This is a genomic window from Marmoricola sp. OAE513 (genome assembly GCF_040546585.1).
Classification (GTDB): Bacteria; Actinomycetota; Actinomycetes; order Propionibacteriales; family Nocardioidaceae; genus Marmoricola.
The window spans coordinates 1,246,324-1,261,860 of the sequence record NZ_JBEPOC010000001.1 but is presented as its reverse complement, the minus strand read 5'-3'; the positions used below and the strand labels follow the sequence as shown (position 1 = coordinate 1,261,860).

15 protein-coding genes and 1 tRNA gene are annotated in these 15,537 nt (G+C 69.1%); 8 read left to right on the top strand and 8 right to left on the bottom strand.

The annotated features are described in order from the left end of the window. The first annotated feature begins 43 nt into the window (after positions 1-43). Entirely contained in the window at positions 44-988 is a 945-nt protein-coding gene (locus ABIE44_RS06455) for a polyprenyl synthetase family protein (protein WP_209723579.1), read from the top strand. Here ABIE44_RS06455 and ABIE44_RS06450 read toward each other — a convergent pair whose 3' ends face one another. The 5 genes from ABIE44_RS06450 to ABIE44_RS06430 all read right to left on the bottom strand — a co-directional run bounded on the left by ABIE44_RS06450 (position 989) and on the right by ABIE44_RS06430 (position 7,083). Further along, on the bottom strand, positions 989-1,387 hold the full coding sequence (locus ABIE44_RS06450; RefSeq protein WP_209720532.1) for a helix-turn-helix domain-containing protein: 399 nt from the start codon (positions 1,385-1,387) through the stop codon (positions 989-991). Positions 1,388-1,511: 124 nt separating this feature from the next. Further along, a complete protein-coding gene (locus tag ABIE44_RS06445; protein ID WP_209720535.1) occupies positions 1,512-3,047 on the bottom strand; it encodes a sigma-70 family RNA polymerase sigma factor in 1,536 nt (511 codons plus the stop codon). A 59-nt stretch (positions 3,048-3,106) separates the two neighbouring features. Then, positions 3,107-4,015, bottom strand: coding sequence for an EamA family transporter RarD (gene rarD / locus ABIE44_RS06440; protein ID WP_209720538.1), 909 nt, complete (start codon positions 4,013-4,015; stop codon positions 3,107-3,109). 51 nt (positions 4,016-4,066) lie between these two features. Continuing rightward, complete coding sequence (locus ABIE44_RS06435; protein WP_209720541.1) at positions 4,067-5,140, bottom strand: 2-oxoacid:ferredoxin oxidoreductase subunit beta; 1,074 nt, start codon at positions 5,138-5,140, stop codon at positions 4,067-4,069. Further along, positions 5,137-7,083, bottom strand: a complete 1,947-nt coding sequence (locus ABIE44_RS06430) for a 2-oxoacid:acceptor oxidoreductase subunit alpha (protein WP_209720544.1) — start codon at positions 7,081-7,083, stop codon at positions 5,137-5,139. Before ABIE44_RS06430 ends, ABIE44_RS06435 begins: the two co-directional genes overlap by 4 nt. Positions 7,084-7,337: 254 nt before the next feature. Between ABIE44_RS06430 and ABIE44_RS06425 the strand changes: the two genes are divergently transcribed. Genes ABIE44_RS06425 through ABIE44_RS06410 form a run of 4 tightly spaced genes read left to right on the top strand, consistent with a single transcriptional unit; the run spans position 7,338 to position 11,141 of the window. After that, complete coding sequence (locus ABIE44_RS06425) at positions 7,338-8,447, top strand: sulfate ABC transporter substrate-binding protein (RefSeq protein ID WP_209720547.1); 1,110 nt, start codon at positions 7,338-7,340, stop codon at positions 8,445-8,447. Between the two features lie 30 nt (positions 8,448-8,477). Continuing rightward, positions 8,478-9,335 carry a sulfate ABC transporter permease subunit CysT gene (gene cysT / locus ABIE44_RS06420; protein ID WP_209720550.1) on the top strand — a complete coding sequence of 286 codons (858 nt, stop codon included), beginning with the start codon at positions 8,478-8,480 and terminating at the stop codon, positions 9,333-9,335. After that, positions 9,328-10,170: a sulfate ABC transporter permease gene (locus ABIE44_RS06415; RefSeq protein ID WP_209720552.1), complete on the top strand. Its 843-nt coding sequence runs from the start codon at positions 9,328-9,330 to the stop codon at positions 10,168-10,170. The genes cysT and ABIE44_RS06415 overlap by 8 nt, the downstream gene beginning before the upstream one ends. Continuing rightward, positions 10,167-11,141 carry a sulfate/molybdate ABC transporter ATP-binding protein gene (locus ABIE44_RS06410; protein WP_209720554.1) on the top strand — a complete coding sequence of 325 codons (975 nt, stop codon included), beginning with the start codon at positions 10,167-10,169 and terminating at the stop codon, positions 11,139-11,141. The genes ABIE44_RS06415 and ABIE44_RS06410 overlap by 4 nt, the downstream gene beginning before the upstream one ends. Here ABIE44_RS06410 and ABIE44_RS06405 read toward each other — a convergent pair. Continuing rightward, positions 11,132-11,596, bottom strand: coding sequence for an SRPBCC domain-containing protein (locus ABIE44_RS06405; RefSeq protein ID WP_209720556.1), 465 nt, complete (start codon positions 11,594-11,596; stop codon positions 11,132-11,134). The genes ABIE44_RS06410 and ABIE44_RS06405 overlap by 10 nt on opposite strands. A gap of 44 nt (positions 11,597-11,640) precedes the next feature. On the opposite strand from ABIE44_RS06405, the gene ABIE44_RS06400 reads away from it, so the two are divergent. Next, a complete protein-coding gene (locus tag ABIE44_RS06400; RefSeq protein WP_354437889.1) occupies positions 11,641-12,669 on the top strand; it encodes an LLM class flavin-dependent oxidoreductase in 1,029 nt (342 codons plus the stop codon). Positions 12,670-12,726: 57 nt separating this feature from the next. On the opposite strand, the gene ABIE44_RS06395 is transcribed toward ABIE44_RS06400, so the two are convergent. Then, positions 12,727-14,217 carry an MFS transporter gene (locus ABIE44_RS06395; RefSeq protein WP_209720559.1) on the bottom strand — a complete coding sequence of 497 codons (1,491 nt, stop codon included), beginning with the start codon at positions 14,215-14,217 and terminating at the stop codon, positions 12,727-12,729. 139 nt (positions 14,218-14,356) lie between these two features. On the opposite strand from ABIE44_RS06395, the gene ABIE44_RS06390 reads away from it, so the two are divergent. Continuing rightward, on the top strand, positions 14,357-14,842 hold the full coding sequence (locus ABIE44_RS06390; RefSeq protein WP_209720562.1) for a MarR family winged helix-turn-helix transcriptional regulator: 486 nt from the start codon (positions 14,357-14,359) through the stop codon (positions 14,840-14,842). Between the two features lie 10 nt (positions 14,843-14,852). Here ABIE44_RS06390 and ABIE44_RS06385 read toward each other — a convergent pair whose 3' ends face one another. Continuing rightward, a complete protein-coding gene (locus ABIE44_RS06385) occupies positions 14,853-15,341 on the bottom strand; it encodes a YajQ family cyclic di-GMP-binding protein (protein ID WP_209720565.1) in 489 nt (162 codons plus the stop codon). Positions 15,342-15,431: 90 nt separating this feature from the next. Here ABIE44_RS06385 and ABIE44_RS06380 point away from each other — a divergent pair. Next, a tRNA-Tyr gene (locus tag ABIE44_RS06380) sits at positions 15,432-15,514 on the top strand. Positions 15,515-15,537: the final 23 nt, after the last annotated feature.

The following is a 15,537-nucleotide window of genomic DNA, read 5'->3' as shown; positions in this document are numbered from 1 at the left end:
GCCGATCCTCGACGCCGACCTCGAGGCGCGACTGCGTGCCCGGATGGACGAGGTCGAGGAAGCACTGCTGGGCCACGTGGAGAGCGAGGCCCCGTTCGTCACCAAGGCGGCGCGCCACCTGATGGAGGCCGGCGGCAAGCGCTTCCGCCCGCTGCTGTGCTTCCTGGCCGCCCAGACCGGGCAGAGCCCGGACACGCCGGGCGACCAGGCCAACGTCCGGACGGCAGCCTGCGTCGTCGAGCTCACCCACCTCGCATCGCTGTACCACGATGACGTGATGGATGAAGCCGCGCTGCGTCGCGGGGCGGAGTCCGCCAACGCGCGGTGGGACAACCACGTCGCGATCCTCACCGGCGACTTCCTGTTCGCGAAGTCCTCCGAGCTGACTGCGGCGCTCGGGCCGGATGCCGTCCGGATCCAGGCGCAGACGTTCTCGCGGCTCGTCGAGGGACAGATCCTCGAGACGCTGGGCCCTGGCGCCGAGGACGACCCGCTCGAGCACTACCTGCGCGTGGTGGCCGGCAAGACCGGTTCGCTGATCGCGACCTCGGCCCGGTACGGCGCGATGTTCGGCGGCGCCTCCGAGGAGGTCGTCGAGGCGCTGACCGAGTACGGCGAGCGCGTGGGCGTGGCCTTCCAGCTCTCTGACGACATCCTCGACGTCGCCTCGGAGAGCGTCGAGTCGGGCAAGACGCCGGGCACCGACCTCCGTGAGGGGGTGCCCACGCTGCCGGTGCTGTTCGCGCTGCGCTCGACCGACCCGGCCGACGCGCGTCTCCGGGAGCTGCTGTCGGGCGAGCTCACCGACGACGCCCTGCACGCCGAGGCGCTCGGCCTGCTGCGGGCGCACCCCGCGATGGCCGAAGCCCGCGAGTACGTGGTCGGAGAGGCGGCCGCGGCCAAGGAGCTGCTGGCTGCCCTGCCCGAGGGTGCCGTGCGTACCTCGCTCGAGGACTTCGCCGACGTCGTGGCTGACCGCAGCAGCTAGTCAGGGTCGCGCGCGGAGCAGCTGCGCCTCGCGGACGGAGAGGCCGTAGAACCCGCGTACGGCTCGCTCCAGCGTGCGACGCGAACCCAGCCCGGTTGCTTCTGCCGCGTCGTCGAGCGTGATCTGGCCGTGCCGGTCGCCGGCGAGCAGGTCCAGGGCAGCGTCGAGCCGGCGGCGGCGCACGAACGCGGCCACGCCGCCGTAGGTGACGAGCAGGTTGCGGACCTCGTAGGCCGGCCAGCCGAAGTGCTCCGCGATCGACCGGGCGCCGAGTGAGCGATCCGCGAGAGAGGCGTCGACGTGAGCGCTCACCGCGGCAAAACGGGCAGCGGCGCCGTACTCGGTGAAATCCGAGGTACGGCGCCGCGCTCGCGCTCGCTGGTCAATGGCGGCAGGCACGGCGATCCCTCCCAGAAACTCGCGCTGACGCCGCCAGACTTCAGGGCGACGTGAACTAGACGGAGCAGGGCGCCGTTCATCACGCGGAAACAGCAGATAACTTTGAAAAAGTTTCGGGAGGCTTTCAGAGCAGGGGCGGACGCAGCATCGCGGTGCGGGACCGCGGGGTCTGCGACGGTCCGGTGAGCACCGCCGTGAGGCGGGCGCCCGGAGCGACCTGGAAGGCGAAGCTCACGGTGCCTGCGCCGTCCCGGCGGGCTGTGCACACGGTGCGGGACCGGGCAAGCAGACCCCCGGCCAACAGGTGCAGTGCGGGACGTTCGCAGGTCCAGCCGTTGGTCTCGGTCGTGGGCGCGACGGCGCGGACGGTGCGGTCGGTGGTGACCACCAGGACCGCGCCGCGCGGGACGTGGAGCACGGGGAGCGCGATGTGGTCCCAGCGACCGAGAAGAGTGCCCTGCGACGTGGTCACCGGAGTGCCCAGCGCCGACGGCTCGGGTCGTCCTTCGGGGCGCGTGACGCGGACCGCCGGAGCGGTGGCCGCGGTGGTCGGACGACTGCCTCGCGCGGGCGCCGGCAGGGGTGCGGGGTCGGGAGTGCCGGGGACAGGACGGGGGAGCGGTGCCGGCGAGGGAGTGGACGCGGCCCGGGGGTGGGCGGGCGCGGACGCCGCAGGGGAGGAGGCCGTGGGGGGTGTCGACCCGAGCGGGTCGGACGGCGCCGCCTGGGACGCCGGCCGCGGGGTCGAGGAGCCCTGGTGCGCGGCGGTGAGCCCGAGTCCCGCTGCGAGCCCCACGGCGACGACTCCAGCGGCGGTCTGCGGGCCGAGCGCAGCGATCTTGCTGCCGAGAGTCTTGAGGGGGAGAAGGGCGGCGCCGAGGAGGCCGACCGACGGCGCGCTCGAGACCGCGAAGCCCGCCAGAGCCAGGGGTGCGAGCACGGCGCCCAGACTCATCTCGACGTCGGAGAGCTCCAGCGCGGCCGCCGAGCACGGTGCACAGGAGTCGAGGTGCTCACCGATCGCCTGCCGGCGGCGAGGAGCAAGCCGGTCGCGCACGTACGCCGGCAGGTGCTCGACGATGTTGCGGCAGCGCGGGTCGGTGATCTCCAGCAGGTGCTGGGCCAGGTAGGCATCCCGCAGACCTGCCCGGGCGCGGAAGGTCAGGGACGCGACCGCGTTGGGGTTGATCCCGAGATGGGCACTGACCTGGTCGTGGCTGTAGCCCTCGACGGTCGTCAGCCAGAGGGCGGCCTGCCAGCGCTCGGGAAGCTGCTCGAAGGCGCGGCAGATCGCACTGCGGTCGAAGCGCACGCCCGGGTCCTCGATGACCGGGACCATCCGGGCGATCGGCTCGTGGTCCGGGACGAGATCCTCGCGGCCGTGGCTGCGCACGGAGTTCAGATGACTGGTCCGCACGGTCGTCAGCAGGTAGGCCCGGAAGGCGACATCAGGCCCCTTGCCGCGCTGCAGCAGGTCGAGGATCTTCGCGAAGGCCTCGGCGCACAGGTCGTCGGCACGCGCGCTGTCCGCGATCCGGCGTGCGTAGCGCAGGGCGACGTCCCGGTGCCGCAGGAACAGCTCCTCGTACGCCGCGGCGTCGCCGGCACGCACGAGCACGATCAGCTCGGTGTCCGTGGCGGCGCGCAGCTCTTCTGTCATGACAGAAGTAGAGACACCGGTGGGCGTGCCACCTTACGGACGAGATGTAGTGCGCTGCGTCACACGAGTGCTTCGGGCGCCTCCGAAGCGCGGGTGCGCCGGTGGTGGCGCAGCGAGTCGACGGTGAAAAGGACCAGAGCGATCCAGACGAGCAGGAACCCGGCCCAACGCATCGCGGACATGTGCTCGTCGAGGAACGTCACCCCGAGGACGAACTGGATGAACGGCGCGAGGTACTGCAGCAGCCCGAGCGTCGTCATCGGCACCCGGATGGCGGCTACACCGAAGAAGAGCAGCGGCACGGCGGTGACGACGCCGGTGAGGACCATGAGCAGGGCGTGCCCGGTGCCGTCGGTGAGGAAGTGGCTCTCCCCACGGGTCCCGGCCCAGATCAGGTAGCCGACCGCCACCGGCGCCAGCACCAGCGTCTCGAAGGTGAGACTTTCGGTTGCCTCGACTCCCGCCTGCTTCTTGGCCAGCCCGTAGGTGCCGAAGGAGAACGCCAGGATCAGCGCGACCCAGGGCGGCCGTCCGTACTCGACCGTCAGGCCGACCACGGCGACCGCCGCCACCGCCAGGGCGATCCACTGCAGGCGACGCAGCCGCTCGCCGAGGATGAGCACGCCCATCAGCACGGTCACCAGCGGGTTGATGAAGTAGCCGAGCGAGGTCTCCACGACGCGGTGGTGGTTGACGCCCCAGATGTAGGTGCCCCAGTTCACCGCGATCACGACGGCGGCGAGAACCAGCAGAGCGCGGGCCCGGCGGTCGGCGAGGAGGGCGCGGAAGAACGGCACCCGGCTGGTCAGCAGCAGGACCGCCGTCATGGTGATGACCGACCACGCGATCCGGTGGCTGAGGATCTCCAGCGCGCCGGCCGGCTCGAGCAACGGCCAGTACAGCGGGAACAGCCCCCACAACAGGTACGCCGCGGCTCCGGAGAGGAAGCCGCGGCGTTCTGGGGTCATGCTGTGACTCTAGGGCTGGGTGTCGCCCCGCTCACCTCGATTTCGAGGTGCTCAGAGAACTGTCCAGGTGTCCTTGCCGTTGATCAGCGCGGCCAGAGCTGCCGACTGGTCCTCCTGGCCGGCCTTGGCGGTCGCGACCTGCTGGCGGGCACCGTCGTCGTACGTCGGGCGCTCGACCGAGCGGAAGATGCCGATCGGCGCCTGGTGCAGGACGCCGGCGTCGGTGAGCCGGGACAGCGCGAACGCGGTCGTCGGGTCCGGGTTGTGCGCGTCGTGGATTAGGACGTCGGGGCTGTTCCCTGCGACGACCTCGACACCGCCGGAGGAGGAGCGCGCGATGCCCTTGGTGCCCAGGCCGTCCTCGCCGAGGGTTCCGAAGCGGATCGGCTGGCCGTGCTCCAGCGGGATGATCGCGTCGGCCTTGGACTCACCGTCCTTGACCGCGTCGAACGCACCGTCGTTGAAGATCGGGCAGTTCTGGTAGATCTCGACCAGCGAGGTACCCCGGTGCGCAGCGGCGGCCGAGAGCACCGCCGTGAGGTGCTTGCGGTCCGAGTCGATCGTGCGGGCCACGAAGGACGCCTCGGCGCCCAGGGCCAGCGAGACCGGGTTGAACGGGTGGTCGACCGAGCCGACCGGGGTCGACTTGGTGATCTTGCCCGGCTCGGAGGTGGGGGAGTACTGACCCTTGGTCAGGCCGTAGATCCGGTTGTTGAACAGCAGGATCGTCATGTTCACGTTGCGTCGCATCGCGTGGATCAGGTGGTTTCCACCGATCGAGAGCGCGTCGCCGTCACCGGTCACGACCCAGACGTTGATGTCCTCGCGCGCGGTCGCGATGCCGGTGGCGATCGCCGGGGCGCGGCCGTGGATCGAGTGCATCCCGTAGGTGTCGAGGTAGTAGGGGAACCGGCTCGAGCAGCCGATGCCGGAGACGAACACGATGTTCTCGCGGCGCAGGCCGAGGTCGGGCAGGAAGCCCTGGACGGCGGCGAGGATCGCGTAGTCACCGCAGCCGGGGCACCAGCGCACCTCCTGGTCGGCGGTGTACTCCTTGCGGTTCTGCGGCTCGTCCTTGGTCGGGACTCCGGCGAGGCCGGGGAAGGGCAGCTCCTGGGTGGTCACTTGACCGTCTCCCTGTCTGTAGCGCTGTCACCGGCGTCGCTCGCGCGCACCTCGCCGGTGGTGGTGGTGATCAGGTCCGTGATGGCTTCGGCGAGCTCGGCTGCCTTGAGCGGCATGCCGTTGACCTGGTTGTAGCCGACGACGTCGACGAGGTACTTGGCACGGATCAGCAGCGAGAGCTGACCGAGGTTCATCTCCGGGATCATCACGGCGTCGTACCGCTTGAGGACCTCGCCGAGGTCCTTGGGGAACGGGTTCAGGTGGCGCAGGTGCACCTGGGCGACGTCCAGGCCGGCCTTGCGGACCCGGCGCGCGGCTGCACCGATCGGACCGTACGTCGAGCCCCACCCGAGGACGAGGACCTTCGCCTTGCCCGACGGGTCGTCGATCTCCAGCGGCGGCAGCGAGTCGGCGATCCGGTCGACCTTGGCCTGACGGATGCGGACCATGAAGTCGTGGTTGGCGGGGTCGTAGGAGATGTTGCCGTGGCCGTCGCCCTTCTCCAGGCCACCGATCCGGTGCTCCAGCCCCGGGGTGCCGGGAATGGCCCAAGGCCGCGCGAGGGTCTCCTCGTCACGGATGTAGGGCCAGTACTCCTCGGACTCGGTACCGTCCTTGGCCGTCACCGTCTTGTTGGTCTCGGTGGCGAAGTTCGGGTCGATCTTGGCGAGGTCCTCGACGCTCGGGATCGACCACGGCTCGGAGCCGTTGGCCAGGTACCCGTCGGAGAGCAGCATCACCGGCGTGCGGTAGGTGATCGCGATCCGGGCGGCCTCGAGAGCGGCGTTGAAGCAGTCACCGGGCGACTGCGGCGCGACGATCGGGACGGGGGACTCGCCGTTGCGGCCGAACATGGCTTGAAGCAGGTCGGCCTGCTCGGTCTTGGTCGGCAGACCGGTCGACGGGCCACCGCGCTGGATGTCGACGATGACGAGCGGGAGCTCGGTCATCACCGCGAGGCCGATGGTCTCGCCCTTGAGCGCCACACCAGGCCCGGAGGTGGTGGTGACACCGAGCGCTCCGGCGAACGAGGCACCGAGGGCGGCACCGATGCCGGCGATCTCGTCCTCGGCCTGGAACGTGGTGATGCCGAAGCGCTTGTGCTTGCTCAGCTCGTGCAGGATGTCGGTCGCCGGGGTGATCGGGTAGGTGCCGAGGAACAGCGGCAGACCGCTCTGGACGCCCGCCGCGACCAGACCGTAGGCGAGAGCCAGGTTGCCGTTGATGTTCCGGTAGGTGCCGGGCTCCATCTTGGCCGGCTTGATCTCGTACTGGACGACGAACGCCTCGGTGGTCTCGCCGAAGTTCCAGCCGGACTTGAACGCGGTGATGTTGGCGTCACGGATGTCGGGAGCCTTGGCGAACCGGGCGGTGAGGAAGTCGATGGTGGTCTCGGTCGGACGGCCGTACATCCACGACAGCAGGCCGAGGGCGAACATGTTCTTCGCGCGGGCGGCGTCCTTGCGGGACAGCCCGAAGTCCTTGACGGCCTCGACGGTCATGCCGGTGAGGTCGAGGACGGAGAGGTTGTAGTCCTCGGCCAGCGAGCCTGCCCCCTCCTCCTCGAGCGGGTTGCCCTCGTAACCGGCCTTGATCAGGTTGCGGTTCGAGAAGTCGTGGGAGTCGACGATGATCGCCGTGCCGGGCTTCATGTCGTGCAGGTTCGCCTTGAGCGCCGCCGGGTTCATCGCGACGAGCACGTCCGGGGCGTCACCCGCGGTGAGGATGTCGTGGTCGGCGAAGTGCACCTGGAACGACGAGACGCCCGGCAGGGTGCCCTGAGGTGCGCGGATCTCGGCGGGGAAGTTCGGGAAGGTCGCGAGGTCGTTGCCGAACGCCGCGGACTCCTGGGTGAACCGGTCACCGGTGAGTTGCATGCCGTCACCGGAGTCTCCGGCGAAGCGAATGATCACCCGGTCGAGCTGCTGGACCTGCTTGGCCACGAGGGAACGCCTTCTCTTCTGTCGGTAATTCAGCCCATCCTACGCTCAAAATAGAACGTGTTCTAGGCGGACTTTCTCCAACGTCCACGATAGTCCGCCCGTCGGCAGGAGAAAGCCGATCTCAGCACCTGGTGGCGGAGTGATGCGAGTCACGGACTGAGACCGCGGTCCCACGATCTGGGATTGATTGAGCGAAGTGCACTAAGTTGGTTAACAATCTTCAAACGCCAATCTCTCTTGACCAAGGAGTATGCATGACCACGACGCAGTCGCCCCCGTCCAGGTTCCGCCGCCGGAGGTGGATCGCCGCAGGTGCCGTCGCAGCCGCCTCCGCCCTCGCGCTGACTGCTTGTGGTTCCGGCTCCGGTTCCGGCTCGGACGAGACCATCTCGATCGTGGGCTTCGCCGTCCCCGAGGCAGCGAACAAGGCCATCCAGGCCGAGTTCAACAAGACCTCCGAGGGCAAGGGCGTCCGGTTCAAGACGTCGTACGGCGCCTCGGGTGACCAGTCCCGCGCCGTCGAGGCCGGGCTGAAGGCCGACTACGTGCACCTCTCCGTCGCCACCGACGTGGACCGCCTGGTGAAGGCCGGCCTCGTCGACGCCGACTGGAACAAGGGCCCGAACAAGGGCATCGTCTCCACCTCGGTCGTCGTCCTCGGTGTCCGGAAGGGCAACCCGAAGAACATCAAGGGCTGGGACGACCTGATCAAGCCCGGCGTCAAGATCGTCACCGCCAACCCGGCCTCCTCGGGCGCTGCCCGGTGGAACGCGCTGGCCGCCTGGGGCAACATCACGCAGAACGGCGGTACCGAGGCCGAGGCCACCGACTACCTGAACAAGCTGTTCAAGAACGTGGTCGCGCTGGAGAACAGCGGTCGCGACGCCACCACCGCCTTCCTCGGCGGCACCGGCGACGTCATCCTCGCGTACGAGAACGAGGCCATCCTGGCCGCGCAGAACGGCCAGGGCTTCGAGTACGTCATCCCGGACACCACGATGCTGATCGAGAACGCCGGCGCCATCCTGAAGAAGTCGACCCCGGTCGCCAAGAGCTGGCTCGACTTCGTGCTGAGCAAGGAGGGTCAGAAGCAGTTCGCGCTGAAGGGCTTCCGTCCGCTCAACACCGCCAACCCGGGCGTCGCCGACCTCGCGGCCGTCGGCCTCAAGGCCTCCGACATCAAGGGCGCGCCGGACTCCTCCGACCCGTTCCCCACGATCAAGCACCTGCTGACCCTGGACAAGGACTTCGGCGGCGGGGACTGGGCAGCGGTGAAGGACAAGCTCTTCGGGGACGGCAAGGACGGCAACCCCGAGGGCATCGTCACCAAGGCCATCGCCGCTTCCGGCAAAGCCTCCGAGTAACACCTCACGCAAAGGGCCTGACCAACCCAGATGAGTACTACTGAGAAGGTGGGTCGGCCGGCCGGAGTCGAGAGGCTCCGGGCCCGGCCGACCCTCCTCAACCACAACCTGACCAGCACCAGCGGGATCGGCCTGGGCGTCTCGATGCTCTGGTTCAGCCTGCTGGTGCTCATCCCGCTCTCCGCGGTCATCGCCACCTCGGTGGCCGGTGGCTGGGACGAGTTCTGGCGCACTATCACCAACGAGCAGACAGCGGCGGCGATCAAGTTGACGCTGCGCAGCGCCGCGATCGTCACCGTCGTCAACATCTTCGTCGGCACCGCGATCGCCTGGGTGCTGGTCCGGGACCGGTTCTGGGGCAAGGGCCTGCTGGAGCTGGTGATCGACATCCCGTTCGCGCTCCCGACGATCGTCGCCGGCCTGGTGCTGCTCTCGCTCTACGGGCCGGACAGTCCGCTGGGACTGCACCTGGCGAAGACGTCGAACTCGGTGACGCTGGCGTTCCTGTTCGTGACGCTGCCCTTCATCGTCCGGACCGTGCAGCCGGTGCTCGAGGAGCTCGACGAGGACGTCGAGGAGGCGGCCGCGTCCCTGGGGGCGAGCCGGTTCGTCATCTTCCGGCGCATCATCCTGCCGAGCCTGGCACCGGCGATCGCCGCGGGTGCGGCGCTCTCCTTCGCCCGCGCGGTCGGCGAGTACGGCTCGTTGGTGCTGCTCTCGGGCAACCTGCCGTTCGTCTCCGAGGTCACCTCGGTACGGATCCTCAGCGCCATCGAGCACGACAACAACGCGGGGGCGGCCTCGATCGCCACGCTGCTGCTGATCATCTCGCTGCTGGTGATCCTGGCCCTGGACCTCGTCCAGCGACGGGTGGCGCGTCGTGGCTAGCCGTCGTCGGCGCAAGACGCCGTTCACCTACCTGCTGCGCCTCCTGGTCATCGGCTACCTCGCGCTGATCGTGGCCTGGCCGCTCGTGCTGGTCGTGACGCACACCTTCGAGGGGGGCACCTCGGTGCTGACCGGGATCTTCGACGACCCGGACCTCGTGCTCGCCCTGGAGCTCAGTGCCAAGGCTGCCGTCGCGGCGACGCTGATCAACACGGTGTTCGGCGTGGTCGTCTCGATCCTGCTGGTGCGCTACGAGTTCCCCGGCAAGCGGTTGCTCAGCGCGCTGATCGACCTGCCGCTGGCGATCTCGCCGATCGTCGTCGGTCTCGCCCTGACGCTGGTGTACGGCGGCCGCAACGGCTGGTTCGGCCCGACGGTGGAGGGCTGGGGTTTCCAGATCATCTTCGCGACCCCCGGCATCATCATGGCCACGGCGTTCGTCTCGTTGCCTCTGGTGATCCGCGAGGTCGTCCCCGTCCTGCACGAGATCGGCACCGACCAGGAGCAGGCGGCGGCCAGCCTGGGTGCCAACGGCTGGCAGGTCTTCTGGCGGGTCACGCTGCCGAGCATCAAGTGGGCGGTCATCTACGGCGTGGTGCTCACGCTGGCGCGGTCGCTCGGTGAGTTCGGGGCGGTCAAGGTCGTCTCTGGCAACATCCTCGGCGAGACCCGCACCACCACGCTGGCCGTCGAGGAGAACTACCTCAACTTCAACCAGCAGGGCGCCTACGCCCTCTCGTTCCTGCTGGCGAGCGTCTCGGTGCTGGCCATCCTCATCGTCTTCCTCCTGCGCGCGCGGGTCGCGCGCCGGACCTCTTCGGAAGGAGCCTCATGAGCATCGAGGTTCGCAACATCAACAAGACCTTCGGCAAGTTCGTGGCGCTCGACGACGTCTCGGTCTCGCTGCCCACCGGCCAGCTCACCGCTCTGCTCGGTCCCAGCGGTGGCGGCAAGACGACACTCCTCCGGATCATCGCCGGGCTCGACGACGCCGACTCCGGGTCGGTGGAGATCGAGGGCGTCAACGCCACCGACCTGCCGGTGCAGAAGCGCAACGTCGGCTTCGTGTTCCAGCACTACGCGGCCTTCAAGCACCTCTCGGTGGCGCGCAACGTCGCGTTCGGGCTGGAGATCCGCAAGCGTCCCAAGGACGAGATCAAGGCGCGCGTCGACGAGCTGCTCGAGCTCGTGCACCTCTCGCAGTTCGCGCACCGGCTGCCCTCGCAGCTCTCCGGCGGTCAGCGCCAGCGGATGGCGCTGGCACGGGCCCTGGCGGTCGAACCGAGCGTGCTGCTGCTCGACGAGCCGTTCGGCGCGCTCGACGCGAAGGTCCGCAAGGAGCTGCGCGAGTGGCTTCGCCGGCTGCACGACGAGGTCCCGGTGACGACTGTCTTCGTGACCCACGACCAGGAGGAGGCCCTCGAGGTCGCCGACGAGATCGTGGTGATCAACGAGGGCCGGGTCGAGCAGGTCGGCAGCCCCGACGCGCTGTACGACGAGCCGGCCAACGACTTCGTGATGAGCTTCCTCGGGCCGACCACCGTGCTGGGCGGCAAGCTGTTCCGGCCGCACGACATCGAGGTGTTCACCCACCCGATCGAGGGCGGCATGCCGGCGCGGATCGTGCGCCAGCTGCGGGTCGGCTTCGAGGTGCGGCTCACCGTCGAGCTGCTCGATGCGGACCACGAGGAGATCACCGTGACGGTGACCCGGGCGCACCAGCGCTCGTTGGGTCTGACCGACGGCATCGACGTGTGGCTCACGCCGACGCACGCCGCCGCGACGGTGCCTGCCCCTCAGGCCTGAGACTCGGCGCGCCTCTTGAGATCGTTCGCGTGCCGGGTGAAGCCCTCCTCCACCCGGCCGGGTCCGGCCAGCGCGACCAGCGGACCGGAGAACTCCTCGACGGTGTCGTAGACGGTCGGTCCGCCGGGTGACTGGCTGAGCTGCTGGAGGCGGCGTCCCTTGACCAGGCCGAGCTTGGCCGGGAGCCCCTCGTAGACGTAGGCGAGGGTGGCCCGGGTGGTGCCCTGGTCGTCGTACGGCGGTGTGACCTCGCTGATGCGCTCGGGAGAGGACTGCGTCTTCCCGTTCGCCCAGCGGACGTGCAGCTTGATCGGGTCGCCGGCCGCCGGCGGGGACGGGCAGTCTGCGCGGAAGCAGAAGCTGTTCCACTCGCCGTACGCGTCGACGTCCATCATCACCGCCCACACGGTCTCCAGCGGGGCGTTGATCTCGACGGTCGCGCGGGGGTTGCTCACGCTGGCGAGGGTACTGGGAATGCCACGCAGGAAGGGATGTTGTGGTGGGTGTGAAGAAGATCGGTTTCCTCTCGTTCGGCCACTGGAACGACTCGCCGCACTCCGGTGCGCGGTCCGCCTCTGACGTGCTGCTCCAGTCCATCGACCTCGCCGTCGCGGCCGAGGAGCTCGGCGCGGACGGGGCCTACTTCCGGGTGCACCACTTCGCCCGACAGCTGGCCTCGCCGTTTCCCCTGCTCGCGGCGGTCGGGGCGCGCACCAGCCGGATCGAGATCGGCACCGGCGTGATCGACATGCGCTACGAGAACCCGCTCTACATGGCCGAGGACGCAGGCGCTGCCGACCTGATCTCCGGTGGCCGGCTCCAGCTCGGGATCAGCCGCGGGTCACCGGAGCAGGTGATCGACGGCTTCCGCTACTTCGGGTACGCGCCGGCCGAGGACGACCCGGCCGGGGCCGAGATGGCGCGCACCCACACCGACGTGTTCCTGCAGATGCTCGAGGGCGAAGGGTTCGCCCAGCCGAACCCGCGGCCGATGTTCGCCAACCCGCCGGGCCTGCTCCGCCTGGAGCCGTACTCCGAAGGTCTGCGCGAGCGGATCTGGTGGGGCGCGGCCTCCGACGCGACCGCACGGTGGACCGCGGAGCACGGGATGAACCTGATGAGCTCGACGCTCAAGCTCGACGAGAGCGGTGAGCCCTTCCACGTCCAGCAGCGCAAGCAGATCGAGACGTTTCGCACGGCGTGGGCCGAGGCCGGCCACGACCGCGAGCCCCGGGTGTCGGTCAGCCGGAGCATCTTCCCGCTGGTCGACGACCGCGACCGTGCCTACTTCGGCAGCGACTCCGGGTCGAGCGACCAGATCGGCCGGATCGACGACTTCCAGGCGATCTTCGGGCGCAGCTACGCCGCCGAGCCTGACGTGCTGGCCAAGGAGCTCGCCGAGGACGAGGCGATCGCCGCCGCGGACACGCTGCTGCTCACCGTGCCCAACCAGCTCGGCGTCGACTACAACGCGCACGTGCTGGAGAGCCTGCTGACGCACGTGGCGCCGCCGCTGGGCTGGCGCTAGATCGCAGAAGGTCCCCGGCCGCATCGCTGCGACCGGGGACCTTTGCGCTGTGCTCCGTCAGATGAGCGCGAGCTCCTCGGCGTGCTCGAACGCCGTCTCCTCACCCTCGACCTCGGGCGCGGGACGCTGCTTGGTCACGAGGACCGCGGAGAGCACCGAGGCGAGCACCAGGGCGCCGAGGCCCCAGTTGAAGGCGACGGTGTAGCCGTGGACCAGGCCCTCGGCGGCCTTCCCGGCCTGGGCCGAGAGGTAGGACGCCGTCGCCGTGGCGGCGATGGTGTTGAGCAGCGCCGTACCGAGGGAGCCACCCACCTGCTGGGTGGTGTTGACCAGGGCGCTGGCCACGCCCGCGTCGTGCTCCTCGACCCCGACCAGGGCGGTGCTGGACAGGGCGACGAACGCCAGGCCCATGCCGACGCTCATCACGATCTGTGCCGGCAGCACGGTGGAGAGGTAGGCCCCGTCGACCGTGATCTGGGTGAACAGGAGCATGCCGACCGCGGCCATTGCCGTACCGCCGACCATGAGCGGTCGGGGCCCGAAGCGGGGGAGCACCGTGCTGGCGATCCCGGCACCGACGATGACGCCGACGCTGAACGGCAGGAACGCCAGTCCCGACTTCACCGCCGAGTAGTGCAGCGTGCCCTGCATGTAGTAGACGAGGAACAGGAACATCCCGAACAGCGCCAGGCCGAGCAGCAACGAGACCAGGAAAGCGCCGGCCCGGTTCCGCTCGGTGAAGACGCGCGGCGGCAGCAGCGGCTCGGCGGTCTTCCGCTCGATCACCACGAAGGCGGCCAGCAGCACCACGGCAGCGGCGAGCAGCGAGATGGTGCTGGCAGCGGACCAACCGCTCTCGTTGGCCTTGGTGAAGCCGTAGACGAGGGCACCCAGGCCCAGGGTGCTGGTGACCACGCCGGGGATGTCGTACCTCGGCTTGCCCTCGGCCCGGCTCTCGCGCACCAGGACGACCGCCGCAGCGGCGGTGGCGATCGCGATCGGCGTGTTCACCAGCAGGGTCCAGCGCCACGACGCGTACTCGGTCAGGACGCCGCCGAGGATCAGCCCGAGCGCAGCGCCACCTCCGGAGATGCCGCCGTAGACGCCGAACGCCTTGGCGCGCTCCTTCGGCTCGCTGAAGGTGACGGTGATGAGCGACAGCGCTGCCGGCGCCATCAGGGCGGCGAACGCGCCCTGGAGCCCGCGGGCGCCGAAGAGCTCGCCCTGGTTCTGGGCGAGGCCGCCGACGGCGGACGCGACCCCGAAACCGACGAGGCCGATGACGAAGGCCCGCTTCCGGCCGATGAAGTCGGCGATCCGACCGCCCAGCAGGAGGAGCCCGCCGAAGGCGAGGGCGTACGCCGTGATCACCCACTGGCGGTTGGCGTCGGTGATCCCCAGTGCCTCCTGGGCCGACGGCAGGGCGATGTTGACGATGCTGGCGTCGAGAACGACCATCAGCTGGGCGACGGCGATGACGACCAGTGCCAACCATCGGCGGGGGTCGACCCCCGTCTCGGAATCGGGTTCGGTCTGGGTCGTGGACATGGTGTTTCCTCAGGTGCTCGGAGTAGTGGGTGGTGCAGCTCGCATCACCATATGAAATCGGATCGTCCGAAGCCAGACGATCTGAATGTGACTAATCCGACTCTTGACTACTCGAGAGGTCCGCAGTACGGTGCGATCCATGGGCACCCCGCGGGACACCGACGAGCAAGAGCTGGCGCTCTGCGCGTCCTTCCCGACGGACCTGACCATGCTGCTGCACGCCGCCGCCGGCCGGATGACCGACGAGCTGGACCTCGCGGCGGTCCAGATGGGACTCAACGACGTCCGCGACTGGCTGGTGCTGGCCGCGCTCGACGACGGGCGTCAGCGCACCCAGCTCGAGCTGAGCCGGGTGGTGTGCGTGGACAAGACCACGCTGATCAGCGTCCTGGACCGGTTGGAGAAGCAGGACCTGGTGGTGCGCACGGTCGACCCGTCAGACCGCCGGGTGCGGATCCCGCAGATCACGGCAACCGGTCGCAAGGCCTACGCGAAGTTCGCCGTCGCCCGCGACGCCGCCGAGGCCGCCGCGCTCGAGGGGGTCGACGAGGCCGACCGGGCACTGCTGCTCGGTCTCCTGGCCCGCATCGCCAGCCGCCAGGACGCGACCCTGGCGGCGACCTGACCGCTGGAGGTCAGCGGCGGTTGGTGAACTGGACCGCGAAGTCGAGGTCCTGGCTGTTGATCAGCTGCTGAACGGCCTGCAGGTCGTCGCGGCTCTTGCTCGACACGCGGAGCTCGTCGCCCTGGATCTGCGCCTTGACGCTCTTGGGGCCCTCGTCGCGGATCAGCTTGCCGAGCTTCTTCGCGTCCTCTGACGTGATGCCCTCCTTGAGGGTGATCGTGATCTTCGACTCCCGACCCGAAGCGCGCGGTTCGGTGGCGTCGACGATCTTCAGCGACTGGGACCGCTTGATCAGCTTCTCCTTGAAGAGCTCGAGCACGGCGGAGGCGCGGTCGTCGGCGTTCGCAGAGATCTCGATCTGCTCGCCGGACCACTTGATCTCGGCGCCGGTGCCCTTGAAGTCGTAGCGCTGGGCCAGTTCTTTCGCTGCCTGGGAGAGGGCGTTGTCGACTTCCTGCTTGTCGATCTTGCTCACGATGTCGAACGATGAGTCGGCCATGGGGTGGATCCTCCCGGGTCTGATTTCAACTGGTGGAGCAGGTGCGTTATTCTCGTCTGCGCTGCTCACCTTAACGGGTGAGGGAGCACTGGCAGATTGCCCGAGCGGCCAATGGGAGCGGACTGTAAATCCGTCGGCTTATGCCTTCGATGGTTCGAATCCATCATCTGCCACAGCAAGGCCCTCGACCTCTCGC